Source organism: Metabacillus bambusae, assembly GCF_017497975.1.
Taxonomy (GTDB): Bacteria; Bacillota; Bacilli; order Bacillales; family Bacillaceae; genus Metabacillus; species Metabacillus bambusae.
Genome location: NZ_JAGDEL010000023.1, coordinates 51,445 through 77,963, shown reverse-complemented (window position 1 = coordinate 77,963; position 26,519 = coordinate 51,445). Strand labels below are relative to the sequence as shown.

The window sequence follows — 26,519 nt, the reverse complement described above, 5'->3', positions numbered from 1 at the left end:
CACCTCACTTACTCATCAATGTCTTTGTTCTTTTTGGCATTAATAGATGAAAAACGGTTTGGTTTTTTAGTACGTAATTGCTGTGGACGTTTTGACATTAATGAAAATGGAAGCCTTATAAGAGCATCTTTCATATCAATCGTTCTGGGAGGATAAATAGGCTCTAAAAATGGTCTTCCTAAAGATGTCAATCTTAACAAATGAGCAGTCAAAAAACTAAAGCATAAAACAATGCCAAGTAAACCAAACCATTGTGCTAAGAGTAAAAATGGAAATCTAAGCATACGGATCGTATTACCCATAGCATAAATGGGCGTTGTAAATGAAGCTAGTGCAGATAGAGCTACAATAATAAGCAAAATGTTACTCGTTAAACCAGCCTCAACCGAAGCTGTTCCGATAACAATCCCTCCAACGATACCAATTGTCTGACCAACCTTCGTTGGCAATCTTGCTCCTGCCTCTCTTAATAATTCAATAGTTAATTCCAAAAATAATGCTTCTAATATAGGTGGCAATGGAACATCCCTACGAGAGGAGATAAGTGTGTTTAATAAATCACTTGGTATTAATTCATAATGATAGGTTAAAGCCGCTACATAAACAGGTGTTACCAGTATCGAGAATGCAACAGCAAATAGGCGAATTAAACGAAAAAATGAGGCACTAAGCCAATTATAAAAATAGTCATCAAAAGCTGAAAAAAATTCAACTAATGTAGTTGGTCCAATAAGTACATGAGGAGAACCATCTACAATGATCCCAATCTTCCCTTCAGCAAGTATTGATGAAACCCTGTCAGGTCGTTCTGTATCCAAAAGCTGAGGAAAAGGTGAATTGTGATTATCAGAGATCATCTGTGAAATAAAAGAGCTATCACTGATTTGATCGAATTGAATATCTTTAATTCGCTGTATAACTGTATGTACATTCTGTTCATCACATATATCCTCAACATACAAAATTGCAAGCTTCGTATTAGATAAATCCCCAACCTTCATTTCAAATATTCGCAATTTATCACTAGTAACCCGTTTTCGAATCAAGTTAATATTAGACTCAATCGATTCAACGAATGCCTCTTTTGGTCCAACAACACTAAATTCCACTTCTGGTAGTGATACATCACGAGCCTTATTTATTGTTGCCTTAACAAGTGCACAAGGCAGGCCATATTCAGACAAACAAATTACTAGATAGCCTTCAAGAAGTTTTTCCTTAATCACATCTGTATCAATTGTAAGTAAGATATTTTCAATAGGAATCCCTTTCTTTAACTCCTCTAACGTTTCCCATTGATCACTTTTCAAGAAAGGCATGATTGTTTGTTGAAGTGTTTGTACATCGACTAATGTTCTTATATATGAAACCCAATATTTGACCCTATTTGTACCAGCTTGATATTGAAGAAAATCAGATGATGTTCTAAATCGTGCAAATACTGTTGCTAATGAAGGCTTTTCTTTACCACTTTCATATTTCATTTTATCCATTTGTCACTCCACACGCTTCCGTATTCTTAACAAATTGTTAGCTTATTCAACAAGTAAGACCGTTTATATTTAATTTTTTATAGCATTCCAACTATGTATGGAATTATGCACCAGTAATAAAACACCTTGCTTAGCGTCTTGAAAACCTTAATTGAAAAATTAATGGTTATCCTTTTAAAAAAACAACAAAAAAGGATGACCTTATTAGATCATCCTCCTTAGTGATAAAGCTTTATTTCAAGAATTACTTTGCAAATACATGGTTACCAATTCTTACTGTTACTTCCCGTGATGTAATCCACGTACTTTTTGCTGTTTTAGGGTTATAGAAGTACAATGAATGATTACCCATACCACGGAATGCTAGTGCTTCCTGAACAGCTTCTTTTGATTGCGCATCTGCTGGTTCATTAATTGCACCATCTTGTACTGGTGAAAATGCATAATAACCTTGATCTTTTTGATAAATAACACTCTTAATATCATTTGGGAATAATTTACTGTCAACACGATTTAATACAACAGATGCAACTGCGACCTTACCTGCATAGGATTCTCCTTTCGCTTCTGCATGTACAAGTCTTGCTAATAAATCTTTTTCTGCTGGTGTAATTGTTTGAGGTATAACTAATTTCTCTCCTACAAATAGTAATGGTGTTGATTTTTTATTTGTCGACATTAACGATTTGACTGATACTCCATGTTTCTTACCAATTAACCAGAACGTATCACCGGATTCAACTTGGTGTGTTGTTGCAGCACTAGCTTTTGATTGTGGAGCAGTCATCGCAACGAGCGATAAAGCTAATGTTGAAACAGCAACAAGTTTTAAGATTGTCTTTTTCATATTTTTGTAACCTCCTAAGGTTTCAAATTTTTAATTTTATTAAGCTATCGTTGTCTTGGCTACATGAACAAGACTAACAGGTTTATCCTTGCAGAACATCCCTCAATTTATGGTAGGTATTCCAAAACTTTTATGATCTTGTCACGGTCATAAAACTTAAATAACTCATGTTCCTTGCTATACTCAAGTCAATATGAATCATTTTTTCTTTCAAATGATTCAATCAAAAAATAATTTTTTCTCTAGCAATCTTCTTCCTTTTAAAATTTTAATGATAAAAAAGGAGAATTTAAATCATATGCTTAATAAGTAAAAAGCCAAGAAGTTAATTCCTTAACTTCTCGGCTCTTGCAAATATCGATAGATGATACTTCCACCTTGTTGTGCGATTCCGCGAAAGTGCTTAAAATCTGATCGATCAATTAATATTTTTCGAAAGCTTAGAAACTGATCCTTCCCAACGTGATATTCATGTAATTCACCATCTTTAAGCTTATCTAATATCTCATGAATCGTTCGTTCATCCATAGCCATACCCTCCTATATTCCAATCAAAATTTTCTTATATTTTATTTTATCATTCCTAAAACAAACACTTGTACACCAATTCAATTAAATCTTAAAATGCGCCATTCCACTTATGCAGTATTATCAGTCTTGTAACCAGCTTTTTAATCGAGCAAATTCTCTTGTTGCATCCTGCATGCCTAGTGAATATAATTGTTCAAGCTTTTTGGGATTCCGTTCGATTCTACCCACTTTAAGATTATTACTAGGTCTAATCACAAAAACAGATCCATTCTTCTCCTGCTTTTCAATATAAGCAACTGTTTCATTATACATCTCATACCTTGTTAAAACCGCTTCAATGAGCTTTGGATACTCGCGATAGGAACGATTAAGAAGCCAGCGAATATTTGACTTTTTCTTTATGTAAGAACCCTCTTTCGTTAATATGACCACATTCTTTTTGTTTCCATCTCTTTCCGCTTTCTTTATAGGAATAGAGTCTACTATGCCACCATCTAATAACGCTTTACCATTGTATTCAACAATTGGCGCTATAAAGGGTAATGAACTAGATGCTCGAATAATGGTTAATAGATCCTTTCCATAGTCTTCTCTGTTAAAATAAAGCGGTAACCCTGAATGACAATCTGTTGTAGCTATTACAAACTCCTCAGACCCACGATAAAACATATCAAAGTCAAATGGAACGATTCTTTTTGGCATTTCGTCAAAAAGAAAATCCATTCCAAATAGTTGACGGTGCTTTAAAAAATTTTGAAATGATAGATAGTTAGGATGTGTAATATAATCAATATTGACTTTACGATTTCTACCTTTTTGTCTTGAAAGATATGATGCCCCAAAGCAAGCACCTGCTGATACCCCAATAACATAAGGAAAATATAGATCTCGTTCCATAAAACACTCTAAGACACCAGCAGTATAAATTCCTCTCATCCCTCCGCCTTCTAATACTAAACCTGCCTCTGTCATAATAAACGCTCCCTTGAATCAATAGTTATTTAAATATATCATACATAACCATTTCCCTCTTATAAAACATGTTGATTATTGTCAATAAATGTAGGTTAATGATGAATATCCATCATCTGTAAAGTTTTTTTAACTAAATAGAATGAAAGGCTTTACTTACTAGAAAAAATAGTGTTAAATAATGCTAATAAAGTGTTTTACAGTTTATAAATTAGTGCCTATGGCTCAAGGCGCCAGCAAATACTTAGATTGATTAGAGTAAGACAAATAGAGATCCTGATCGTCGAAGAATATGTAAAGGAGCGAGGCAATGAAAATCGCTAAGGTAGGAAGTATCATTGAATTTAGAGAAGGATTAACAGGTGTTGTTGAAAAGGTTAATGAAAATTCTGTAATTGTTGACTTAACCTATATGGAAAACTTCAGAGATTTAGATCTTGATAGACGTACAGTTGTAAATCACAAAAACTATAAAATTGTAAAAGACTCATTCTCTTAATATAATGTAAAACGCGAAGAATAATTTCATTCTTCGCGTTTTGCTTTTCAAAAAACATCACTTATCGATTATCAACCGTTTCAGGATACAAGTCATGATTCATTAAGCGATAGTTCGCCATTTCCTCATATTTTGTTCCCGGCTTACCATAGTTTGTATATGGGTCAATTGAAATCCCACCTCTTGGCGTGAATTTCCCCCATACTTCAATATATCGTGGATCCATTAACTCAATTAGATCATTCATGATGATATTTATGCAGTCTTCATGGAAATCCCCGTGGTTTCTAAAACTGAATAGATATAATTTTAATGATTTACTTTCAACCATTTTTTGATCTGGGATATAGCTAATGTAAATCGTTGCAAAATCTGGTTGATTTGTTATCGGGCATAAAGATGTAAATTCAGGACAATTGAATTTTACAAAATAATCCCGATTAGGATGTTTATTATCAAATGATTCTAAAATTTGTGGTGAATATTCAAATAAGTAGTTTACTCCTTGATTACCAAGTAGTGTAACATCTTTCAATTCTTCATTTTTTCTACCGGCCAATTTTCCATTCCTCTTTTCTATATTTATTAAACTCCGCGCTTATTTCCCCAGACTAACGTATGAAGTTGAGGTAATACACGGACATTATTAAGTTGTGAATCTTCAATCACTTGATCGATTAACCATTCATATTTTTCTAATAAAGTTTGTACAAGACGATCCGTTTCTGTTGTGTGAACATTTTCATTACCTACTTGTAGATAAAATGGTATCTCAGGATAACGCATATGAACACATTTGGCATAATTCAAGTCTTCTGTATGAAATACAACTACCTTTAAGCTTAACGAATTTTGCTTATTTGAATTAGTCAGCGTATTGATAATTTCATCTAGCTTCGTAAAGTCAGTCTTCATTCCAGAACTAGGTGGTTTTGGAGAAATTGTTAGATCATCGATATTTTTCAGCCATTCTTGATATCTACTGCCCTGTGTTTCAATCGCGATGTTCTTCCCTTTTTCCTTAAGAAGATGAACAAAATCATCCAAATTTGCTAATAGAGCAGGATTCCCACCAGAGATCGTCACATGAGAAAAACGATTACCACCTAATTTAGAAAGCTCTGACCAAATTTCCTCTGCTGTCATCTGTCTGATATCATTTTTCGCTGAGCCATCCCATGTAAAAGCAGAATCACACCAGCTGCAGGAATAATCACATCCAGCAGTTCGAACAAACATTGTCTTTTGTCCAATCACCATCCCCTCACCTTGGATGGTCGGACCGAATATTTCTAATACAGGAATTTTTTTCACTGCTGTTCCTCCTTTTGTTTTGGACGGAACACGACATAACTTGTTGGTGTTTCCCTTACAAATACTTGGACACATTTCGGTTTATTTGCTTTTGTATCAAGCTCTCTTTGAATCACTTCCCAAACCGCTCGTGCCATTCCTTCAGTTGTTGGAAAATAATTCGGGTCCTTTTCAGAAAATAACTCTGTATGATCATTTAAAAGAGTGTGGTCAAAACGATCATGAATCAATTTTTTGATACTTGAAAAATTCACTAAAAAGCCAGAATCATCAAGATCATCACCTGCAATGGTTACATTCACAAAATACGTATGGCCATGAACTTTTTGGCATTTTCCAGCATCTTCATGTGGGATATAATGTGCTGCTGCAATATGCATATCCTTATTTAGTTCAAATTGATAATTGTGTTGTACTTGAGGGTATATTTGTTGAATCATTTATCAACCACACCTTTTTCGAGTAAATAGTCATCTAGACCATTTTTTCTTAATTTACATGCAGGGCATTCTCCACAGCCTTCAGCAATTATACCGTTATAGCAGGTTAATGTTTTCTCACGTATAAAGTCAAGTACACCGAGATCATCTGCAAACTTCCATGTTTCTGCTTTATTAATCCACATTAAAGGTGTATGAATGACAAATGGTTTATCTAATGCTAAATTGAGTGTTACATTACAGGATTTAACAAATGCATCGCGACAATCAGGATATCCACTAAAGTCTGTTTCACACACACCAGTCACAATATGTCTGGCCCCAATTTGATTCGCTAAAATGGTCGCAAATGATAAAAATAGTAGATTTCGACCTGGAACAAATGTTGACGGCAGCTCGCCATCCTTATGTTCTATTTCAATGTCTGCTCTTGTTAAAGCATTTGGTGCAAGCTGATTTAACAAGGACATATCTAAAATATGATGCTTTATTCCAAGTTCTTCTGTTATTGATTTCGCCACATCGATTTCTAAGCTATGGCGTTGATTATAATTAAATGTTACCGCGACAACTTCTTTAAATTGCTTTAATGCCCAAAATAGACATGTTGTACTATCCTGACCGCCACTAAATACAACAACTGCCTTTTCATCTTTCATCAAAAACCGTTCCCTTCTTTTGATGTATAATCAATCCTTCATTACACATAATGTTAAGAGCCTATTATTTTTTCACAATAAAAAAACACCTTCGAAGGAGATTCGAGGTGTCTAGCGCATGGTTCATTCTATAATAAAACTATATCAAAGATATGGTAGTTTTTTATAGAGGGTTGTGCTAGAACCTCTCCCGATCTCAACGAATCGGATTTGTTCTTAAATTTTCAACTTAGAAAATATATCACGAATGAAATTTTTTTGCAATGATATTGTAAGTGGGGTGTATAGATGTCAATTAGACAACTCATCATTCGTGTTCGAACTAGCTTTTGGTATTTGCCAACTGTTTATGGGGTCTTAGCATTTATTTTTGCTATCATGAGCATGATATTTGATCGTTATTTAGCACAACAATCATTTTATTCAAGTATTCCAAACGTATTCTTATCAGATATGAATCTTGCTCAAACAATCTTAAGCTCATTATCTACTTCATTACTAACAATGACAACGATCACCTTTTCATCAATTCTTGTTGTTTTAACAACGTATTTATCCCAATTTTCTCCGAGAGCGCTTCAGAATTTTATAACCGATCATCATACACAGCGAGTATTAGGGATTTTCATTGGAGGGTTTATTTATACGATTATTTTATTGTTATTAGTAAGGGAAAATGATACAAGTACATTATTTATCGTACCTACTTTTGCGATTTTTGTGTCCATTATTTGTTTAGGTATGTTTGTGTTCTTTATTCATCATGTTACTACCTGGATTAAGGTGAGTAATTTAATCTTTCATATTACTACGAAAACAATGAACTCTATACACAGTCATTATGTTGGTGAAAATGAATTTCAAGCTGAATCACCATGGGAGAATTGGGAATATGAAGAATTAGCAACGGTTAAACCTTATTTACTAATTAGTAAAAAGTCTGGCTATATTGAATACATTGAAATAGAGAAAATTATTTCTCAAGCGACACAAGATAATTGTATCGTTAAAATCGAACAGGACTTAGGAAATTACGTTGATCAAACTAGTCCGCTTTTTTCGATTTGGAACCTTGATGATCCAAGCAAAAGTCATCGATATTTATCACTTATTACCATTTCCAATGACCAAGAGCCTGTACAGGACATTAAATTCGGTCTACAAAAATTGGTTGAAATTGCCCTCAGAGCAGTATCACCAGCGATTAATGATCCATATACTGCAATCAACAGTATGAATCATATAACTAAAATTTTGTCCTTATTAGGTCAGAAACATTTAGAAATACCTTTCCATTATGATCAGCACCAACAGCTACGTGTTATTTTTGAAAAGCCTTCGTTCTCTGATTATTTATATGAGTGCTTTTATCAAATTCGTCATTATGCAAAAGAGGATGTTTCAGTAATGGCAGCCCTATTAATGGGATTATCATTTATCGCTCAAGGTAATTCACCATTAATTAAAGGTGTGATATGGGAGTTTTCTCTTTATATCGTCGAAGGTTTAAGGGAAGTTAATTGGTTGTCTAAAGATAGGGAATTTTTAAATATGCAATTAATAAAGCTTTCAAAGGTGTGTAATAAACAAAAACGCGAGAAGGAGTTGATATTAAAGTAAATAAGAATATCATACGGATTTTTTATGATTTTAGTGCTTTTAGGCACATACCAACAACCATTATAACTAATTTATACTGCTGTGATAAGAACATCACCCAGTTTTCTAGCCTACTCTTCACTCCCACCTATCTTCTTAGTTCCTCTAGAATATTGAAATAGGGTTTTTCTTGCCCGTTAAGAATGGAAAAAATGTAAATCCAACATAAATACAGGTGTGGTGAATTTCACTACACCTGTTTTTTATACTTAGGCTGTTTTCGCAAACTTTGTTGCTATTTACCAAGTAATGCGGTGATGTTGATTGCAGCGAGAGATGCTCGCTTTCCGCGGGGCGGGCGGTGAGCCTCCTCGGCGTAAACGCCTGCATGAGTCTCACCTGTCCCGCTACTCCCGCAGGAGTCTCGCACTCCGTTCCAATCAACTTGAATTAGTTTTTGTTTTAAAAGCAACAATCTCTTAGAAAAGAGCCTATATTTATAACACTATTTATTCTCTTTTTTTCCCGCTTCACCAGCAAGTTGGTCAAACGATTTCACTTTACCATGAGGATTTTGGGATTGTTTACGGACAGCCCATTGACGTTCTTGTTGAGATTTTGATTGTGTCATTGTTAAACTCCTTTATTATCGATTTTATTAATAAGTTGACAGGAAGGCCTCGTTGAAGAAGCTTCTTTTTATTTTCTCCTGTAGCTTCATTTTAATTCTTATAGATCTTTTGAGGAATCATTGCTTTTAGCGAAGATCAGGAACAGTCCGACGATAATTAATAAACTGGCCAAAATGATAAAACAATAAAATGAAAGTAAATTCTGTAAAATAAACACAGTTCCCAAACAAGATAAAATGAAGATCGGGATTAAGAGACCAAATTTACGCCCGCCAAATAACCAAAGTTCAAATAAACCAAACGCAATAGCAAATAAATAAATAGGCCAAGTATTGTCTGAGAAACTCCATACTGTCATCTCCTCAAACATAAAAAGAATACTTAAAACAAATAAAATTCCACCAGGAACTAATAACCCTGCTTGCTGTTTCCGTGCTCCTGAAAGAAAAAAGCCAAGATGAAATCCAACAGAGATATACAGTAAGATAAGTGGCTATGAAAAACTCCAAAAATCACCAATTAATCCCAATGATGGCAAAGAGAATAAAATACCTAAAGCTACTAAAAAAAATCCATAAATACCCTTGCCATTTTTCAATTTATTATCCCCTTTTAGATATGTAGTATAAGCACCATAACTATATGTAAGGATAAGACCATAGTAGAACCCTATGTCATATCCTTATTTCCCACTACACATACGATGAAAATATTTTCCCTTTAATTAAGACTTTTTATGGGTTCAATAGGTTTCATAAAATTCAGTTAATTTTAAAAAGAAAAAGAACTTACAAATGTAAGTCCTTTATGAGGTGGCTATTTTTTTTTCAAGTAAAGCCGGATTCGGTAATGCTTCTTGTTGTTTTTTGGTGATTTCCAGGTATCTGATATGATGGTTTTCCATTTCAGTTACCTTAAAGGTATGTGAGCCAAATTCTACAAATCCACCCGTTTTAATATCATATTGCTCTGTTAAAACCCAACCACCAATTGTATCAACGTCAGAATCATCAATCTCTATACTAAATAACTCGTTTATTTCACTAACAAGTACTTTACCGTCAATAATATATTTTGAATCGTTGACCTTTTGGATAAGCGGGACCTCATCCGCATCAAATTCATCACGAATCTCACCAACGATTTCTTCTAAAATATCTTCTACGGTAACAAGACCAGCAGTACCGCCATATTCGTCAATTAAAATTGACATATGAATTCTCTCTTTTTGCATTTTCAATAATAATTCCTGAATTGGAATAGACTCAGGCACTTGAATAATCGGTCGAATATACGTGTCAATGGAAAAAGAATGTTGATCATTTAGATGAATTAGATCTGTAAAAATTTCTTTAATATTTACAATTCCTATAATATGGTCTTTGTCTCCATCTACAATCGGATAACGAGTATATTTTTCATCTTTAATTATCTCTAACTGCTCCTTGATAGATGCATCAATTGATAAGGAAATAATTTCTGTACGAGGTACCATAATTTCTTTTGCAATCCGATTATCAAATTCAAAGATTTTATTCACATACTTAAATTCAGACTGATTAATTTCTCCGCTTTTATAACTTTCAGATAAAATGATTCTAAGCTCTTCTTCACTATGAGCAAGTTCATGTTCTGAAACAGGCTTAAAACCAAATATTCCTGTAATAAATCGAGCAGATCCGTTTAAAGCCCAAATAAACGGGTACATTATACGATAGAAGGCCATTAATGGTCGAGCGAACCATATGCTAATTGCTTCAGCCTGTTGAATAGCAACCGTTTTTGGTGCTAACTCACCAACTACAACATGTAAAAAGGTAATGGTAGAAAACGCGATAACAAATGATAAAACAGTAGCTACAGAAACTGGCAGCTCAAAACGTTCAAATACTGGTGTTAACAAATGTTCAATCGTCGGTTCTCCAAGCCACCCTAATCCTAATGCTGTAATTGTTATTCCTAACTGACAAGCAGACAAATATTCATCAAGATTATCAATGACTTGTCTTGCCGCACTTGCCTGTTTGTTTCCTTCTGCAATTAATTGGTCAATACGAGAGCTCCTAATTTTAATAATCGCAAATTCAGAAGCAACGAAAAAACCCGTAAGAGCGATCAAAATTGCAACAAGCAACAAATTTACTATGTCCAAATAAGCTTCCTTACTCCGTCCTAAAAACGGAAAAGGAGTCACCTCCTGAGAGTTAAATCTTAACTATTTATTCAATTACTATGAATCTTTTATATAGCGTCCGCTTGGAGTACAATAAGGGATGCTATTAGTCTATTTAATTTTAACTCTGCCCCATATTATCACCCCACAGTTTTTATTAGAATAATCATAATACGAATTAAAGCAAACAGTCAAACGTAACACTTAGCCGATTTCTTAAATAAATATGTGATAAACCGTTTAAAAATACCTTTTTCAATGAAAAATCACGTATTATGACCTTAAATGAGTGATACAGCTTAAAATGTTAAACTTTTACTCTTTTTTCGTGTAACTTCCCTGAATTTTTATCGTTCTTTTGTGTTAAATTTATTGCTTTAATAGCGCTCTGTTTTGTAATAGTTGAATTATTAGTCTTACATTTAAACCAATTATTAGTTATTCTTCCTAAGTAAAAACAATCTTAAAAAACATAGTAATCACAATTGAATGGAAAATAGGTACCCATTTACTTTTTCAAGTATGTTATCTAACCTTTTTGAAGACCTCAAATTTTGAATAAACTAAAAAATAGAGTAACCAATTAATTATTGATCACTCTATTTGAACAGGTTTATATACGTTTTTGAACGATTTAAAGTATTAAATTTTTCTCATTTAATTTTTATTTTTTGATAAAAATCTTCATATGTATCCAAATAGAAGTCTGCCCCTACTGCTTCATTCTGAAACAAGCATGTATGCAGGCCAATTTCTTTTGCTGGGACTATATCTAGCACACGATCCCCTACAGCTAAATCTAAATTATACTTATCATGTAAGTAACAATATGATGTCGGATCAGGTTTTCTTGGGAACCCATCATCACCGGCTACAATTTCTTGAAAGTAATGATTCCAACCAAAATAATTAAGAATTGTGTGAACCTCTTCTCTCGGCTTATGTGTCATAATGACATTTAGATTTGATTGTTTTAATACGTCTTCAACAAATGGAAATGGTTGTTTCTTTTCTGGCGATATTGCTCTTTCCTTCTGTTTAAATTCAATGATTTGATCATCTGATAGTTGAAAGAAAGCTGTTGCATGTGTGAAAGATTTCTTAAGTTCTAAAAAAATTTCTTCAGGTGGAACACTCCCATTTAATACCTCATGCATAACATTAGTAAATGCTTTGTACGTATCAAATAGTGTTCCATCGAAGTCCCATAAGATGTTCAACATTGTCTTCCTTTCATTGTAAAAATCTATTTTTTAATTCCACGATAACGAGCAGTAGTAAGCTCAATAATATATGGCTCAAGATCTGGCATTTTCGCAACTTTAGCTAATTGAATTGCAAATTCTATATCATATGGTACTCGTACAAATTGAATTGAGAAGCTTGAACTTTTCTCAGAACCATATTGGCCCTCCAAAATAACATAAGAAGCTTGTGTTACATCAAGAGGATTACCCACACTACCAGTATTAAATAACGTTTTACCTTGAATATGCTGAATAAAGGCGTTGTGAACATCACCATAGCCAACGATATCTGGCTGTTTATTTTTCACCCCTGTATGTACAGAATTCTCAAACATACTTAATCGTTTTTCAACAGAGTCCCAAGGTTGAATCCGTGTATATAAGCTAAATGGTGATGCATGGAATAATCGAATGAACCTACCACTCATATAAAAATCAAACGAAAATGGAAGATTTTCTAGATATATGCATTGTTCATTTCTAAGTTTGTTTTGGTGCCATTTTAATGTTTCAAATTCGGTTTCCTTCGTAATAAAGTCGTCCCAATTTCCTTTGACAACAACCTCACAAATCTCTCGTATCCTATCAATCGCAGCGCTTGAATCGGGACCTTTCCCTACTAAATCACCTAAACAAAAAACCCGTTGGATTTGCCTGGAATGAATATCCTTTAAAACTGCATCAAGAGCAGGGATGTTCCCATGTATATCAGATATTATCGCAATACGTTCCAAAATACCCCTCCAAATCAAATAATAAAAACGTTTAGATCTCTTAATATTACCATACAGTAACTACTTTCTCGGTACTTTTTTTACTATTAATAAAGCAAGCATTCCTAAACAAACATAACCAAAAATAGGGTATAATGAGGAAATCAGTGAACTGTACCCGATCTTACTAATAAATGCAGCGATACATAAAATTGTACATACGATTATCATGCGCGGAATTTTTATGTAAGTTGCCACTTGTTTTTCAAGTCCAAATAGATTGCCAATAACTGATGTGAAGACCTCACCATAAATAATAGCTATATATATGAAGTAAAATGCATAAAACGTTGTTTTCATTACTTCTGCCATTGGGATATCAAACTGCGTTAAATTTGGCAAAGTTGAAAGTGCGATATGACTACTAATTAATATAACTGTTAATAAAAAACCGCCTAGCATTCCACCTCTTTTTAAAACTTTCTCATCATTAATCTCACTAGCTAGTGGAACAAGAACTGCTGAAGCCATCGTCAAATTAAAGGCCGCATAAGAAAATGCTGATAAAATCCATTTAAATGAAGCAGATGATTCAGAAGGTATGAAATATAATGGGTCAATGGAAAATGATTGGACCGCTAGCAAAACACTAAATAAAATTAACATTGGAACCACAATGATGTTTACGCTAAATAACCCCTTAACACCAAAAGCCATTACCGCAATTGTTAGCAAGATCGTAATGATCACTCCTAACCTTACAGAAAGGTCAAGCTGTTCCTTAAAGATCGCTCCTGCACCTGATAACATGATCGATGTTAAGCCTATTAGAACGACCAACATAAAAACATTCACAAAGCCGCCAATCTTAGCTCCAAATAAAAAAGTCATTAAATCTTGATAGGATGCTGCCTTTATTCTTTTTGATAAGATGAGCATTTTCGTTCCGATTGATATAAAAAGAATGCCGACTAGTAGAATTCCTGCTAGTCCAAAAACACCGTACTTCGTGAAAAATTCAACGATTTCCCTACCTGTCGCAAACCCAGCACCAACAACAGTACCAACGTAAACAGCTGCAACCTGAAAGGAAGAAACCCAAGATCTTCTCATCTAACACACCTCACTCAAGTTAAACAAATCTTGTATCATTATATGAAGAAAACGCTAGATGATTCTTTCCACTTCGAAACTATGAATTTGGTAATACTTACAAATAAATTTTTAGAGTCTAAATACTTGAAAGTCAAAAAAGGTCAAAGTATACTATGGTCAAGAAAGGTCAAATCAATGATCCTGTTTTTTATTCACTCATTGGTCAGATAAGATCAAAGCTTCTTATAAAAAAGCTCTGTTAAACTTGGTTGTTGATTTCTCTGCAGGCGTTCACTCCAATCAACAGAGTGCAAAAATCAACAGTAAGATATAACAGAGCCTATAAAAAAAATAAAATTCAAAATTGAAAAGGGGTTTTCATTTATGATGTGTGAAAATTGCAAAAAAAACCACGCTACTGTACATGTAAACTTTCAAATAAATAAACAACAAAAACAAATCACATTGTGTCAGGACTGCTTCTCAACTTATAAACAAACAATTCCTACTGGTGGTCCAAATGAATTTTTTTCATTTCCATATGATTTATTTTTAAATGGATTTCATTCAAGTCAACAATCACAAGGGGCACAACCACAAGCTCAACCTAACCATGGTAGTGGAATCCTTGATCAACTTGGTCGAAATTTAACACATGCTGCCCGTGCCGGATTGATTGATCCAGTGATTGGCCGTGATGAAGAAGTAGAGCGTGTAATCGAGATTTTAAATCGACGCAATAAAAACAATCCAGTATTAATTGGGGAACCTGGTGTTGGTAAAACAGCTGTTGTTGAGGGTCTTGCGTTACAAATTGCGAATGGGACTGTTCCATCTAAATTAAGTAACAAAGAAGTGTACCTTTTAGACGTTGCTTCACTTGTGGCAAGCACCGGGATTAGAGGTCAATTTGAAGAACGTATGAAAAAAATCATAGATGAGCTACAAAACCGTAAAAATATCATTTTATTCATTGATGAAATTCATCAGCTTGTAGGAGCTGGTTCTGCAGAAGGTTCTATGGATGCTGGGAACATTTTAAAACCAGCATTAGCACGAGGAGAGCTTCAGGTTGTGGGAGCAACAACTCTAAAAGAATATCGTACTATTGAAAAAGATGCTGCCTTAGAACGACGCTTTCAGCCTATTATTGTACAAGAGCCTTCAATCGATAAAGCTGTAAGCATTCTGAAAGGAATCCAAGCAAAATATGAAAACTTTCATCATGTAACATACACAGATGAAGCGATAAATGCCTGTGTAACATTATCACATCGCTACATTCAGGACAGATTTCTTCCTGATAAAGCAATTGATCTCCTAGATGAAGCAGGATCTAATAAGAACTTAGCTCTATCTAACGTAAATGATGAACAGGTTAAGGCACGCTTAGTTCAATTATCTAAACAAAAACAAGATGCAACAGAAAACGAAAACTATGAGTTAGCTGCTAAATTAAGAGATGAAGAGGTCTGTTTAGAATCTCAATTAGACCAAAAGGAAAATCCTGAAAAACTGCTCGTAGATGTAGATGATATTGAAGCGATCATCGAGAAGAAAACGGGAATCCCAGTTGGAAAGCTTCATGAAAATGAACAATCAAAAATGAAACATTTAGAACAAAATCTTTCAGAAAAGGTGATTGGCCAAGCAGAAGCGGTTAAAAAGGTAACAAAGGCAATTAGAAGAAGCCGTGCTGGTTTAAAATCGAAAACAAGACCAATTGGTTCCTTCCTCTTTGTTGGACCTACTGGAGTCGGTAAAACTGAATTAACAAAAACATTGGCAGAAGAATTATTCGGTTCAAAAGATGCGATGATCCGTCTTGACATGAGTGAATATATGGAAAAACATACTGTATCAAAAATTATTGGCTCCCCTCCTGGCTATGTTGGTCATGATGAGGCAGGACAACTAACGGAAAAGGTTCGCCGAAACCCTTACAGTATTATCTTATTGGATGAAATTGAAAAAGCTCATCCTGATGTTCAGCATATGTTCCTGCAAATATTAGAAGACGGTAGACTAACAGATAGTCAAGGTCGTACAGTTAGCTTCAAAGACACTGTTATTATTATGACAAGTAATGCAGGCGTAGGAGAAAAGCGAATAAAAGTAGGCTTCGAAACGTCTACAAATGTAGCAATAGAAGAAAGCCAGCTTTTACAAACATTAGGCTCTTTCTTTAAGCCAGAATTCTTAAACCGCTTTGATAACATTATTGAATTTTCTTCTCTTGAAAAGGATGATCTATTCAAAATAGTTACATTAATGCTGGATGAATTATCTAACACACTTGCTGAGCAAGAGGTCTCTTTAACAGTTACAGATCAAGCAAAAGAAAAGCTTGCATTATTAGGCTATCATCCTGCATTCGGAGCAAGACCACTTCGTCGCGTGATTCAAGAACATGTAGAAGATAAGATAACAGATCTTCTTTTAGATGAAGGTCAAGTAACAAGAGTAATTGTTGATGTAAAAAATGACGAAATTGTAATATCTCAATAAATATGAGGAGGATGACTTATAAGGTCAGCCTCCTCCTTTTTTCCTCTAGATCCTCATTACAACCTAAAACAATTATGTTAAAATTTTCATATGCCATATAGAATACATATTCAATAAGCGTATTTTTAACAAGGATTACATAGTATAAGAGCTCTAAGAAAGGAGCACATATGATTTTTTTCAGACGATTCTTCCTAAAAGTTGTACAAATGAATAATTGGATTCTCATATTCGCAACACTAACCTTGGTATTATCCAGCAGTTACTTCATTTATTTTTTAGAACCAGCGACGTTTACAAGTCCCTTTGAAGGACTATGGTGGACGATGACAACCGTTGCGACAGTTGGATATGGAGATGTGTCACCTACAACTGTTAATGGAAAAATATTTGCGATGTTTTTATATGTTGTCGGCATTGGACTCATGACGATTTTCATTGGGAAAGTGATTGATTTCTTTAGTATTCGAAAACGTTTGAAGGAGGAAGGAAAATTGAAGGTCACAACGGAGAATCACATTATTTTAATTAACTGGACGAAAAAAGCTGAAATTACATTAGAGGAGCTATTAAAAACGTTCCAAAATATCCGTATCGTTATTATTGATGAAAGTTTACCTAAAACACCTATCCTTCATGAGCAAGTTGAATTTGTAAATGGGAATCCAGCTAATCATGATGTTCTCAATCAGGCAAATCTGCTTAAATGTAAATCGGTTATGGTGTTTTCACCAGATGGTTTAATGACAGCATCTCAATCAGATGGTCATACTTTATTAATTGCCTCAATGATCGAAGGTATAGGAAAGGAATATAACCATAATATATACACCATTTGCGAGGTATCAGATTCAAAGCATATTAACGCATTTGTTCATGCGAATGTTGAAGAATTTATTACTGCTAACGACACTGCTGCAAACCTTGCAGCACGTTCCATCCTTTTTAATGGATCAAGTGAAATTATTAGACAGCTAACAAGTCATCAAGGCTATGATCTTTATTCAATTCCTAAAGAAAAGGAATGGCAAACCTATGCAGATGCTAGTCAAGCCCTTTCTTCTAAAGGCGCGCTTCTTATTGCAAATGGAAATGATTTATCTATTATTAATCATCTAGATCATTCCATTCCAGACAATGCGCAACTCTTTATTATTTGCAATCATACAACCTACCAACAGATTGTATCTTAAATTTTGCTATTAAGCATATAATACAGGCAGGCCAAAGCTGAGCCTCTTTTGTCATTGTTTCCCTTTTTAGCACATATACATGCTATGAGGTGTTGACAATGCAAAAATACTCAATCTTCTTCCTATTCATATCCTTCATTTTTCTTGTATTTAATGGATCTGCCCTTGGATTTATTTTCTATCAAGAACGTCTTGGTGATTTATTCGGAATTATTTTATATTTTGGTACAAGTTTTCTTGGAGCATTGTGTGCATCCATTGCCTTTGAAAAGAAATCATCTTATTACTCTAATCTCTTTTTTTATGGTCATCTTGTTGTCACATTTCTCCCTTTCTATTATTGGGGGATTTCGAGACTATTATTGACTATTCCCTGATACGTCTTAAGGCTGACTTTTCTAAGACACTTTTATGATGAAAACATCCTCCATGCACCTGACGAAAAAGGAATAATCTTCCTCTATGATAAAGGTAATACCATCATAGATATGGAGGATGAAAAAATGTTTGTAAATGAGTACACTCTAAAGAAATTATTTGAAGAAAGAAATGATCAACTTGAAAAAGAAGTAATAGAAAATCTGCTAAGAAATGAGAAAAAAAAGTCATTTTTCAATCCTAAAAACAATAAATAATAATGTCAAGAATGGCACGGTGTAAGTAGACACCGTGCTTTTTTTCGTCATAAAATGATAATTTTTTTATCCCTCAAAAAGAACTTCTACAAGAACCCTTAAAGTTTTCTAAAATCCTCCGATATAATAAATAAGAAAATAAATAGGAAATATGGTGATTTACGATGGATAAAACGTCAATAATTGGATTAATACTTGCCATCATTGCAGTTGGTGTCGGGATGTTTATGAAGGGTGTTAGTCCCTCTGTTTTACTTAACCCAGCAGCATTATTAATTATTATTTTAGGTACAATTGCAGCTGTTACAATTGCATTCCCAACAAGTGAAATAAAGAAGGTTCCTAAATTATTCGGAATCATTTTTAAAGAAGAAAAAATACCTACAATTCAAGAGTTGATTCCATTGTTCTCTGATTGGGCTCAAGTTGCTCGTAAAGAGGGTTTACTTGCTCTTGAAGCAAAGCTATCTGAAATTGATGATCCCTTTTTAAAAAATGGATTACTAATGGCTGTAGATGGCCAAAATGCAGAGTTCATTCGAGATGTAATGAGTGAAGAAATTGCTGCGATGGAGGAGCGCCACCAAGCTTCTGCAACCATCTTTACACAAGCAGGAACTTATGCCCCTACACTTGGGGTGCTTGGTGCTGTTGTTGGGTTAATTGCAGCCCTTTCTCATATGGATAATACCGAAGAACTAGGAAAAGCAATTGGAGCAGCTTTCGTTGCAACAATGATGGGTATTTTCACCGGATATGTACTTTGGCATCCCTTTGCAAATAAATTAAAGCGTAAATCTAAGCAAGAAGTGAAAGTAAAAGAAGTAATGATCGAAGGTGTTCTTTCTGTTTTAGAAGGACAAGCACCTAAAGCTATTGAGCAAAAACTAGCTACCTATTTACCTGTTAATGAACGAAATAAATTAAACGCTGCGATCACTGAGGGAGAGAGCGTAAATGGCTAGAAAAAAGAAGCATAAACATGAAGATGAGCATATGGATGAATCTTGGCTTGTTCCTTACGCTGATTTACTAACACTTGTTCTAGCACTATTTATTGTTTTATTTGCAATGAGTTCAGTTGATGCTCAGAAATTTCAGCAGATGGCAAGAGCATTTAACTCTACATTTACAGGCGGAACAGGCGTACTAGAATATCCAAGCCCTACTCCAGATGGAGAGATGGAACAACTTGATGTACAAAAAGATCAAACACCCCAAGAGGATGCTGAAGAGGCTCAAAAACAACTGGAGCAACAAAAGCTAAAAGAAATACAAGATAAAATTAATACGTATATTAAAAATAATAAACTTGAAACAAAGTTAAAGACAACACTAACAGATGAGGGTTTGCTCATAACCATTTTAAATGATATCTTTTTTGATTCCGGCAAAGCAGACATTCGAAACAAAGATAAACAGCTAGCAATGGAAATCTCAGAACTACTTGTCATGAACCCTCCTAGGAATATCATTGTAAGTGGGCATACTGATAATATTCCGATTAAGAACTCAGAGTATGATTCAAACTGGCATTTAAGTGTTATGCGTGCCGTTAACTTCATGAAAATATTAATCGATAACGAAAATTTAGATCCTAAGGTCTTTAGTGCAAAAGGTTTTGGAGAATATAATCCTGTTGCATCTAATGATTCAAAAGAAGGAAGACAGAAGAACAGACGTGTTGAAGTGTTGATTTTACCGTACGAGCAATGAGAAGAGCTCAGGGCGCCTTGATAGACCCTACAGGCATAAGACGCTCAGGAATAGAAGATGTTCTTTGTCAATTCCTGAGTGGCTTATGACCCCGAAGGTCTAGGCGCTGGAGCTAGACACCATAACTGAGTAATAAAAGTTATAAATTCTGATACTAAAATGAAAATGAGTGTGACTCTCAGAGAGTCACACTCATTTTCGATTATTCCTTATTTAAAAGGTCGTGCGCATGATAACCAACCTTTTTAAGGAGCTCAGTAACCATACTTTTTTCCTCATCAGTCAGAACACTTACAATTTCATTGATCCGTTCCTCATGTGGAGGGAATATTTCTTCAATTAATTGTTTCCCTTTATCGGTAATTTGAGCATGAGTTACTCTGCGATCTTTTGGACAAGCTTTTCTCGCAAGTAACCCCTTTTGCTCTAATTTATCTACTACGTACGTAATACTCCCACTAGCTAACAAAATTTTACCACCTATTTGTTGCAATGGTTGATCCCCTTTGTGGTAAAGTAGCTCTAAAACAGCAAACTCAGTTGGGTTTAATTTAAAGGTAGAAATATGCTTATTCACAACATCGTTAAATGCCCTATGCGCACGTGAAAGTACGATAAAAAGCTTTAGTGATTCTTCAATTTGCTTTGTTTTTTCCATTCCACTCAATCCTTTAATAAATATCTTGAATTCAAAATAATTTTATTAAACCTATAATAGATCATGAAAATAATTAAGTCAATATTTTCAGTTATAAATTCATGACCAAATGATGTTCCAATTATGATTGACTTCTGCATGAATTTTTTTTCGCTTCATTATATATTCAGCCATTAACTCTGACATATCAATAGGAATATCTTTAATAACAGGTTTCCCTTTAAACATTGAATAATTCCCTCCACCACCAGCTCGATAGTTGTTCATGACAACATCAAAGGTCTCGTCCATCCGAATCTTTTTACCGTCCTTCTCTAGCTTTACAACACGAGTTTCAATTGGCTTTGTTATGTCAAACGTATACTCGATCCCTTCCCACATATCGTAGTTATAATGCTGAGGCTTTGGTTTTGTAAACTTGGGATTGACACCTATGATCCCATCTTTTAGAAGAAAATAAGCTGCTGAGCGTTCTAAAGCATCTTTTATATCCTTTCCACTTATGCGAATAACCTTAAGTGTATTTGGATAAATATAATTTGCAACAATATCTCTCATCGTAATTTGATTTGGTATCCCTGGTGAATCATTATAAAATAATGCTGTTGCTGATATTGATACACCAGCAGCATCCATTTGAACCTTGTTTATAAACTCTATAATTGGATGTTCTTTTAAACGCAAGCTGAAACCATCCTTAATCATCATGTCGCCGACTACCTCGCCAATAGGTTGATCAAGCCATTCCTGCGTTTTTTGTTCATTTTCATTTACCAAGGCTAGCAGTTTTTCATCAGTGTTAGTTTTCTCAACCTTGATCACGCTTACCTTCTTATCGACTATTTTCATCCCTTGGCTTTTATCAAGTAATAATTCAACTTTACCAATTGCTTGTCCATTAAAACTTGGTTGAACGACAACTACATTATTAATTGTAGCTGTGATTGTACGGTGCTGATGTCCAGTTAACAGTACATCTATTCCATTTATTTGCTGACACATTTGATATCCTTGATTTTCACCTGTGATTTCTTCCAATCCTTCACCAGTATAGATATCCCTCTCAAATCCACCATGGTATGAAACAATCATAATATCTGGGTTCTCATTTTTTTTAATAAAATTAACCCATTTCTTTGCAGATTCAAATGCATTCTTAAATGTCAAATCAGCTATATGACTTGGATTTTCCCAATTTGGTATATAGTGTGTTGTAACTCCTAAAACTGCGATTTTTATTCCTTGTACGTTCTTTATTATATATGGTTTACCAAAAACGGGATCCATTGTATTTTTATGGAGAATATTTGCTGATAGCCAAGGAAAGGTTGATTGGGATACTGCATGTTCTAATACAGACATACCATAATTAAATTCATGGTTTCCAATAACTGCAGCATCATATTTTAATTCATTTAACAGAGTGATCATTGGATTTTTTTTTAATTGATTCTTTTTCACATGATGGAAGGTTAAAGGTGTACCTTGAATTAGATCTCCATTGTCAATTAGGAGCAAATGTTTATTTTTCTTCCGCTCATTTTTTATAATTGTAGAAATCTTTCCTAACCCAAGGGCTTTTTCTTTATTTGAGCTATAAACAAGTGGAAAAACATTGCCATGTATATCACTAGTTTGTAAAATCGTAATTTTTACTGTCTCCATATCTCACCGCCTCTTGTAGCTCCATTAAAATTATCTTACACAACTATTTGTAAGGCTACAATAAAAACAATTATTTTCAAATCCACAGATTTGATTAAAAAAGTATCCTTTTCGCCCATCCACCCATATACTATTCACGTATGAGACCATTAACTCATTTTTATAACCTTTTTAATGATGAATTACAAAGGAAGCCCTTTTTATAAACAATCATTTTTAAAAAGATAATTGCATAGTTATTTTATACATTCTTTCAATTTCGAATATTTCCGCTATAATATTTCTATATCAATGATTTTTTTGATAAGGGTTATAACCAATCAAAGGAGCATACTCATATGTCAGGAGTTTTATTAGGTAGTATTTTATCAGCTTTATCAACAGGGGTAGGAGCTCTTCCAATTTTGTTCTTACAAGGATCTATTACTCATCGCTGGCGTGATATTTTATTAGCCTTCACAGCTGGTATTATGATGACTGCATCGATGTTGGGGCTCATTCCTGAATCATTAAAATATGGTGGAGTCATTGAAGTATCAATTGGGCTATTTCTTGGTGTTCTCATCTTAACAACTCTAGAAAAAGCCATTCCACATATCGATTTAGAGCATTCAAGAAGTGGAATTAAATTTGATGAAAAAGCAATGCTAATTATTGCTGCAATTACCTTGCATAACATCCCTGAAGGCTTATCAGTTGGGGTAAGCTATGCTTCAAATGTAAGTGATACTGGTAACTTAATTGCATTTGCAATTGGCTTACAAAATGCACCTGAAGGTTTTTTAGTTGCGTTATTTTTAATAAACCAAAGTATTAGTAAAGGGAAAGCATTTTTAATTGCAACAGCCACAGGAACAGTAGAAATCGTTGCATCGTTACTTGGTTTTTATCTTACAAGCTTCATAGGATTTCTTGTGCCATATGGACTTTCCTTTGCTGCTGGCGCGATGCTATTTATCATATATAAAGAGCTAATACCAGAAAGTCATGGAGATGGTAATGAACGTAATGCAACATACTCCTTTATTATCGGAATTCTCTTTATGGTTATTTTAATTAATAGCTTTTAAACATTTGACTTGATTTATGAGAAAAGCGCAAGCGCCTTGATCAGACCCGACAGGCATAAGACGCTCAGGAATAGAAGACGTTCTTTGTCTTCAATTCCTGAGTGCTTATGACCCCGAGGGTCTAGGCGTTTGCGCTAGACACAAAACTAAGTAAGAAAAGTTATAAATTCTGATAATACAAAAAAAGCTGACTCAGCAAGGGGCAGACCCACTCCAACAAAATATATAGTCTATTCTCAATCTAGATAAATGAGACTATATATAAGTTATGTTTGGATGGTCTGCGCCTTATGGATCAGCCTCTTCGGTCTGATGATTTAAGCCAGTAATTATTTTTCAACCAACTGTAGTGAGTATCTGTCTGTTAGTGTCCAGTTTTTCATAGTGTGAACAAATTCATGAAATGGCCCTGTAGTTCTTTCCTTCTCTTCTAAGACAATTTGTTGATATTTATTTAGAAGCATGTCCAATTCTTGACTACACTTTACAACAGCATCACTTGTATAACCTTTTCTATTTGCAATATCGATCATTTCATTTCTTTTATTATTAATTGTTTCAAGAAGCTTTGCTTTTAATCGATCACGATTCATCGAGAGCCCCTCCTAGTTTTTCTGCAACTTATACGGTAACTTATTCAAATAAATATCTTACCTGTGAAGTATTACAGATTTTGCTATGTTTGTAAATACATTCGCAATTTTAGACAATCTTCTCAGTACTAAATTTGACAATTTATAAAATTTTCGATTAAGTGACTTGTTTTATACATTCCCAATAAATTATTTATTTAAACTACCGTTACAAAATATCGTTTCTCCTTACCTAATGATGTTAATACATGATTTCTCACTTGGTGGTTAGACTATACATCATTAAGTATGCTTCGTATAAAAGGAGAACATGTTTATGAAAATGCTTTTATTACTTGGATTACTATCAACAACTCTGTTACCTTCATTACCTCACTTATCAAGTACTCAACAAAGTAACGAACAAAAACATGTGGCGATTGTTATTGATGATTTTGGAAATGGAATGAAAGGAACGGAGGAAATCTTATCATTACCAATTCGACTTACTGTTGCTGTTATGCCATTCCTTTCAACAACAGAAAAAGACGCAAAGCTTGCTTTTGAAAAGGGGCATGAAGTCATCCTTCACCTCCCTATGGAACCAGTACATGGTAAAAAAAGCTGGCTTGGACCAGGAGCCATAACCACAGATTTATCAGATGATGAAGTGAGAAAGCGCGTAAATAAAGCTATAGATGCCATTCCACATGTTGTGGGAATGAACAATCATATGGGATCAAAAGTTTCTGCTGATAAAAGGGTCATGAGAATCATTTTAGAGGTATGCCAAGAGAGAGGATTATATTACTTAGACAGTAAAACGACTGGAAAAAGCGTTGTCGCCACTCTTGCGAATGAATTAGGTGTACCCTATTTAGAAAATGAGCTATTCTTTGACGAGCAGTACACTACAAGTCATATAATTAAACAGGCAAATCTACTGATGAATAAAATTGACGTAGACAATGAAATCATTGCCATTGGACATGTTGGAATAGCTGGTGAAAAAACCGCCTCTGTATTAAAACAATATGTGCCACTAGTAGAGAAAAAAGCGGAAACTGTCACACTATCCGAATTATTTATTGAACCAGAAGATGTAACTGAAATTCACTGAACAAAAGCGCAAGCGCCTTGAACAGCCTCTGGCAAATAAGACGCTTAAGAATATTTACTTATCGTCAAAATAGGAGTGCTGACTTTTCGTGACAGCACTCCTATTTTTAGTTATTATTTTCTATACGATCAACAGAGGCAACGCGGAAATCCTTATCCTCTAATTTATCTATTATTTTTTTCAGTTCTTTATCTGTTAGGTCACCCGATAAATTTAAGATGATTCTTCGAAGATACTTATCACCATTATCAAGGGTAAGTAATCCCTCAATATTCACATTTTTAACAATTGTTACAAGATCTTTAATTGCACCCTTATGCTCCTTTGTTCCTACAGTTAAGAGATAACCTCCTGTTTGCATCCCAAAGGAATCCTCTAGTACATCCATAATGTTTGAATGTGTAATAATACCTGAAAATTCATTTTGTTCGTTTAAAACAGCTAGGAAAGGCAATCTACGAATTGTTAAAAATGTTTTAAAGAAAGAATCCTCTTCATATATGTAAGCATCTTGATTTTTAAGTAGAGGCTCAATCGGGTCATTATCTTTTCCCTCATGTTCAATATAATGTTCAAGTAAATGGACTTTATAAATAAAACCAACAAATGTTTTCCCATTGTTTTTCAAGACAGGAATTGAACGAAAACCGGTTGTTTTCAAAAAATCATATGCTTGTTTTACGGTTGAATTTAGATCGCAATACTTCACATCTTCTTTTGATAGCGAACCTTCATCTATTCCCCCCCCTCACTAATTTTGTTGTTATAAAAGTCGTTAAAGAAAATTAAAAATAGCAAAGAATAGTCTCCTTATCATATGAAAAAATAAACATATTCATGTAAGAGTTCAATTCATTATTATACTACGACAATTTTCCATGTAACAGTTGCATTTCCAAATAAAACCTCATATACTTATTATTAATAAGCGAAGGAAAGGGTGAATGTTGAAGCAATGAAGTTCTAATCTATTTTTTCAGGACATTATATTCAACCAAATTGAATCATAATCAAACCTAGAGAAATTGGATTAGTCTGCCCATTCTTCAACTTATACATCCTTATAACAAATATCTGTGGATTCTTATTCTATTTGAGAACCTTTATTTGTTTTTACGATTATGTATAAAGTGGCAAGCGATACCTCTCTAGGTTATAGGGAGGTTTT

At 34.1% G+C, this 26,519-nt stretch carries 27 protein-coding genes; 10 read left to right on the top strand and 17 right to left on the bottom strand.

All coding sequences use genetic code 11. The features are described from left to right. Nucleotides 1–8: 8 nt before the first annotated feature. From I7822_RS22945 to I7822_RS22930, 4 genes are all read right to left on the bottom strand, one after another. Nucleotides 9–1,493 (bottom strand): spore germination protein, encoded by a 1,485-nt coding sequence (locus I7822_RS22945; protein WP_372442210.1) that lies wholly within the window; start codon nt 1,491–1,493, stop codon nt 9–11. Between the two features lie 244 nt (nt 1,494–1,737). Beyond that, nucleotides 1,738–2,280 carry a cell wall hydrolase gene (locus I7822_RS22940; protein WP_243459639.1) on the bottom strand — a complete coding sequence of 181 codons (543 nt, stop codon included), beginning with the start codon at nt 2,278–2,280 and terminating at the stop codon, nt 1,738–1,740. Nucleotides 2,281–2,673: 393 nt separating this feature from the next. Then, on the bottom strand, nt 2,674–2,868 hold the full coding sequence (gene ykzS, locus I7822_RS22935) for a protein YkzS (RefSeq protein ID WP_207981394.1): 195 nt from the start codon (nt 2,866–2,868) through the stop codon (nt 2,674–2,676). A 123-nt stretch (nt 2,869–2,991) separates the two neighbouring features. Continuing rightward, nucleotides 2,992–3,846 carry a patatin-like phospholipase family protein gene (locus tag I7822_RS22930; RefSeq protein ID WP_207981431.1) on the bottom strand — a complete coding sequence of 285 codons (855 nt, stop codon included), beginning with the start codon at nt 3,844–3,846 and terminating at the stop codon, nt 2,992–2,994. A gap of 307 nt (nt 3,847–4,153) precedes the next feature. Here I7822_RS22930 and I7822_RS22925 point away from each other — a divergent pair, with 307 nt between their 5' ends. Then, nucleotides 4,154–4,342 (top strand): YkvS family protein, encoded by a 189-nt coding sequence (locus tag I7822_RS22925; protein WP_066330978.1) that lies wholly within the window; start codon nt 4,154–4,156, stop codon nt 4,340–4,342. A gap of 61 nt (nt 4,343–4,403) precedes the next feature. Here I7822_RS22925 and queF read toward each other — a convergent pair whose 3' ends face one another. Genes queF through queC form a run of 4 tightly spaced genes read right to left on the bottom strand, consistent with a single transcriptional unit; the run spans nt 4,404 to nt 6,755 of the window. Then, nucleotides 4,404–4,901, bottom strand: coding sequence for a preQ(1) synthase (gene queF / locus I7822_RS22920; RefSeq protein WP_207981393.1), 498 nt, complete (start codon nt 4,899–4,901; stop codon nt 4,404–4,406). A gap of 26 nt (nt 4,902–4,927) precedes the next feature. Beyond that, nucleotides 4,928–5,656: a 7-carboxy-7-deazaguanine synthase QueE gene (gene queE, locus I7822_RS22915; RefSeq protein WP_307847855.1), complete on the bottom strand. Its 729-nt coding sequence runs from the start codon at nt 5,654–5,656 to the stop codon at nt 4,928–4,930. Then, nucleotides 5,653–6,096 carry a 6-carboxytetrahydropterin synthase QueD gene (queD, locus tag I7822_RS22910; RefSeq protein WP_207981391.1) on the bottom strand — a complete coding sequence of 148 codons (444 nt, stop codon included), beginning with the start codon at nt 6,094–6,096 and terminating at the stop codon, nt 5,653–5,655. The genes queE and queD overlap by 4 nt, the downstream gene beginning before the upstream one ends. Next, nucleotides 6,093–6,755, bottom strand: coding sequence for a 7-cyano-7-deazaguanine synthase QueC (gene queC, locus I7822_RS22905; protein ID WP_207981430.1), 663 nt, complete (start codon nt 6,753–6,755; stop codon nt 6,093–6,095). Before queC ends, queD begins: the two co-directional genes overlap by 4 nt. A gap of 288 nt (nt 6,756–7,043) precedes the next feature. On the opposite strand from queC, the gene I7822_RS22900 reads away from it, so the two are divergent. Continuing rightward, entirely contained in the window at nt 7,044–8,375 is a 1,332-nt protein-coding gene (locus tag I7822_RS22900) for a DUF2254 domain-containing protein (RefSeq protein WP_207981390.1), read from the top strand. 484 nt (nt 8,376–8,859) lie between these two features. On the opposite strand, the gene I7822_RS30000 is transcribed toward I7822_RS22900, so the two are convergent. The 5 genes from I7822_RS30000 to I7822_RS22880 all read right to left on the bottom strand — a co-directional run bounded on the left by I7822_RS30000 (nt 8,860) and on the right by I7822_RS22880 (nt 14,232). Beyond that, the gene (locus I7822_RS30000) at nt 8,860–8,985 is read right to left on the bottom strand and encodes a DUF6254 family protein (protein WP_243459631.1); all 126 of its coding nucleotides are present in this window, start codon (nt 8,983–8,985) and stop codon (nt 8,860–8,862) included. Between the two features lie 806 nt (nt 8,986–9,791). Beyond that, complete coding sequence (locus tag I7822_RS22895) at nt 9,792–11,138, bottom strand: hemolysin family protein (protein ID WP_207981389.1); 1,347 nt, start codon at nt 11,136–11,138, stop codon at nt 9,792–9,794. A 674-nt stretch (nt 11,139–11,812) separates the two neighbouring features. Then, the gene (locus I7822_RS22890; RefSeq protein ID WP_307847854.1) at nt 11,813–12,382 is read right to left on the bottom strand and encodes an HAD-IA family hydrolase; all 570 of its coding nucleotides are present in this window, start codon (nt 12,380–12,382) and stop codon (nt 11,813–11,815) included. Nucleotides 12,383–12,405: 23 nt separating this feature from the next. Beyond that, nucleotides 12,406–13,140, bottom strand: a complete 735-nt coding sequence (locus tag I7822_RS22885; protein ID WP_207981387.1) for a metallophosphoesterase family protein — start codon at nt 13,138–13,140, stop codon at nt 12,406–12,408. Between the two features lie 60 nt (nt 13,141–13,200). Next, nucleotides 13,201–14,232 carry a YkvI family membrane protein gene (locus I7822_RS22880; RefSeq protein WP_207981386.1) on the bottom strand — a complete coding sequence of 344 codons (1,032 nt, stop codon included), beginning with the start codon at nt 14,230–14,232 and terminating at the stop codon, nt 13,201–13,203. A 366-nt stretch (nt 14,233–14,598) separates the two neighbouring features. Between I7822_RS22880 and I7822_RS22875 the strand changes: the two genes are divergently transcribed. From I7822_RS22875 to motB, 6 genes are all read left to right on the top strand, one after another. Continuing rightward, nucleotides 14,599–16,722, top strand: a complete 2,124-nt coding sequence (locus I7822_RS22875; RefSeq protein ID WP_207981385.1) for an ATP-dependent Clp protease ATP-binding subunit — start codon at nt 14,599–14,601, stop codon at nt 16,720–16,722. A 170-nt stretch (nt 16,723–16,892) separates the two neighbouring features. Beyond that, nucleotides 16,893–17,915: a potassium channel family protein gene (locus I7822_RS22870; protein WP_207981384.1), complete on the top strand. Its 1,023-nt coding sequence runs from the start codon at nt 16,893–16,895 to the stop codon at nt 17,913–17,915. 98 nt (nt 17,916–18,013) lie between these two features. Further along, entirely contained in the window at nt 18,014–18,292 is a 279-nt protein-coding gene (locus tag I7822_RS22865; RefSeq protein WP_207981383.1) for a hypothetical protein, read from the top strand. 126 nt (nt 18,293–18,418) lie between these two features. Then, complete coding sequence (locus I7822_RS30325; protein ID WP_279382013.1) at nt 18,419–18,550, top strand: hypothetical protein; 132 nt, start codon at nt 18,419–18,421, stop codon at nt 18,548–18,550. A gap of 164 nt (nt 18,551–18,714) precedes the next feature. Then, entirely contained in the window at nt 18,715–19,515 is an 801-nt protein-coding gene (gene motA / locus I7822_RS22860) for a flagellar motor stator protein MotA (RefSeq protein ID WP_207981382.1), read from the top strand. Beyond that, nucleotides 19,508–20,266 carry a flagellar motor protein MotB gene (gene motB, locus I7822_RS22855; protein WP_207981381.1) on the top strand — a complete coding sequence of 253 codons (759 nt, stop codon included), beginning with the start codon at nt 19,508–19,510 and terminating at the stop codon, nt 20,264–20,266. The genes motA and motB overlap by 8 nt, the downstream gene beginning before the upstream one ends. Before the next feature lie 202 nt (nt 20,267–20,468). Here motB and I7822_RS22850 read toward each other — a convergent pair whose 3' ends face one another. Both I7822_RS22850 and I7822_RS22845 read right to left on the bottom strand, forming a co-directional pair. After that, on the bottom strand, nt 20,469–20,924 hold the full coding sequence (locus tag I7822_RS22850; protein ID WP_207981380.1) for a MarR family winged helix-turn-helix transcriptional regulator: 456 nt from the start codon (nt 20,922–20,924) through the stop codon (nt 20,469–20,471). Nucleotides 20,925–21,023: 99 nt separating this feature from the next. Further along, on the bottom strand, nt 21,024–22,589 hold the full coding sequence (locus I7822_RS22845) for a bifunctional metallophosphatase/5'-nucleotidase (protein WP_207981379.1): 1,566 nt from the start codon (nt 22,587–22,589) through the stop codon (nt 21,024–21,026). A gap of 338 nt (nt 22,590–22,927) precedes the next feature. On the opposite strand from I7822_RS22845, the gene I7822_RS22840 reads away from it, so the two are divergent. After that, nucleotides 22,928–23,659: a ZIP family metal transporter gene (locus tag I7822_RS22840; protein WP_207981378.1), complete on the top strand. Its 732-nt coding sequence runs from the start codon at nt 22,928–22,930 to the stop codon at nt 23,657–23,659. Nucleotides 23,660–23,988: 329 nt separating this feature from the next. Here I7822_RS22840 and I7822_RS22835 read toward each other — a convergent pair whose 3' ends face one another. Continuing rightward, the gene (locus I7822_RS22835) at nt 23,989–24,252 is read right to left on the bottom strand and encodes an aspartyl-phosphate phosphatase Spo0E family protein (RefSeq protein WP_207981377.1); all 264 of its coding nucleotides are present in this window, start codon (nt 24,250–24,252) and stop codon (nt 23,989–23,991) included. Between the two features lie 316 nt (nt 24,253–24,568). Between I7822_RS22835 and I7822_RS22830 the strand changes: the two genes are divergently transcribed. After that, nucleotides 24,569–25,351 (top strand): divergent polysaccharide deacetylase family protein, encoded by a 783-nt coding sequence (locus tag I7822_RS22830; protein ID WP_372442209.1) that lies wholly within the window; start codon nt 24,569–24,571, stop codon nt 25,349–25,351. A 106-nt stretch (nt 25,352–25,457) separates the two neighbouring features. Here the strand turns inward: I7822_RS22830 and cbpA are convergent, their stop codons facing one another. Then, entirely contained in the window at nt 25,458–26,090 is a 633-nt protein-coding gene (cbpA, locus tag I7822_RS22825) for a cyclic di-AMP binding protein CbpA (protein WP_307847857.1), read from the bottom strand. Nucleotides 26,091–26,519: the final 429 nt, after the last annotated feature.

What these genes read in the sequence shown, in the direction of transcription:
- I7822_RS22945 (WP_372442210.1), bottom strand. Translation starts at nt 1,493, where the DNA reads ATGGATAAAATGAAATATGAAAGTGGTAAAGAAAAGCCTTCATTAGCA.
- I7822_RS22940 (WP_243459639.1), bottom strand. Translation starts at nt 2,280, where the DNA reads ATGACTGCTCCACAATCAAAAGCTAGTGCTGCAACAACACACCAAGTT.
- ykzS (WP_207981394.1), bottom strand. Translation starts at nt 2,868, where the DNA reads ATGGATGAACGAACGATTCATGAGATATTAGATAAGCTTAAAGATGGT.
- I7822_RS22925 (WP_066330978.1), top strand. Translation starts at nt 4,154, where the DNA reads ATGAAAATCGCTAAGGTAGGAAGTATCATTGAATTTAGAGAAGGATTA.
- queD (WP_207981391.1), bottom strand. Translation starts at nt 6,096, where the DNA reads ATGATTCAACAAATATACCCTCAAGTACAACACAATTATCAATTTGAA.
- queC (WP_207981430.1), bottom strand. Translation starts at nt 6,755, where the DNA reads ATGAAAGATGAAAAGGCAGTTGTTGTATTTAGTGGCGGTCAGGATAGT.
- I7822_RS22900 (WP_207981390.1), top strand. Translation starts at nt 7,044, where the DNA reads ATGTCAATTAGACAACTCATCATTCGTGTTCGAACTAGCTTTTGGTAT.
- I7822_RS30000 (WP_243459631.1), bottom strand. Translation starts at nt 8,985, where the DNA reads ATGACACAATCAAAATCTCAACAAGAACGTCAATGGGCTGTCCGTAAA.
- I7822_RS22890 (WP_307847854.1), bottom strand. Translation starts at nt 12,382, where the DNA reads ATGTTGAACATCTTATGGGACTTCGATGGAACACTATTTGATACGTAC.
- I7822_RS22880 (WP_207981386.1), bottom strand. Translation starts at nt 14,232, where the DNA reads ATGAGAAGATCTTGGGTTTCTTCCTTTCAGGTTGCAGCTGTTTACGTT.
- I7822_RS22875 (WP_207981385.1), top strand. Translation starts at nt 14,599, where the DNA reads ATGATGTGTGAAAATTGCAAAAAAAACCACGCTACTGTACATGTAAAC.
- I7822_RS22870 (WP_207981384.1), top strand. Translation starts at nt 16,893, where the DNA reads ATGATTTTTTTCAGACGATTCTTCCTAAAAGTTGTACAAATGAATAAT.
- I7822_RS22865 (WP_207981383.1), top strand. Translation starts at nt 18,014, where the DNA reads ATGCAAAAATACTCAATCTTCTTCCTATTCATATCCTTCATTTTTCTT.
- I7822_RS30325 (WP_279382013.1), top strand. Translation starts at nt 18,419, where the DNA reads ATGTTTGTAAATGAGTACACTCTAAAGAAATTATTTGAAGAAAGAAAT.
- motA (WP_207981382.1), top strand. Translation starts at nt 18,715, where the DNA reads ATGGATAAAACGTCAATAATTGGATTAATACTTGCCATCATTGCAGTT.
- motB (WP_207981381.1), top strand. Translation starts at nt 19,508, where the DNA reads ATGGCTAGAAAAAAGAAGCATAAACATGAAGATGAGCATATGGATGAA.
- I7822_RS22850 (WP_207981380.1), bottom strand. Translation starts at nt 20,924, where the DNA reads ATGGAAAAAACAAAGCAAATTGAAGAATCACTAAAGCTTTTTATCGTA.
- I7822_RS22845 (WP_207981379.1), bottom strand. Translation starts at nt 22,589, where the DNA reads ATGGAGACAGTAAAAATTACGATTTTACAAACTAGTGATATACATGGC.
- I7822_RS22840 (WP_207981378.1), top strand. Translation starts at nt 22,928, where the DNA reads ATGTCAGGAGTTTTATTAGGTAGTATTTTATCAGCTTTATCAACAGGG.
- I7822_RS22835 (WP_207981377.1), bottom strand. Translation starts at nt 24,252, where the DNA reads ATGAATCGTGATCGATTAAAAGCAAAGCTTCTTGAAACAATTAATAAT.
- I7822_RS22830 (WP_372442209.1), top strand. Translation starts at nt 24,569, where the DNA reads ATGAAAATGCTTTTATTACTTGGATTACTATCAACAACTCTGTTACCT.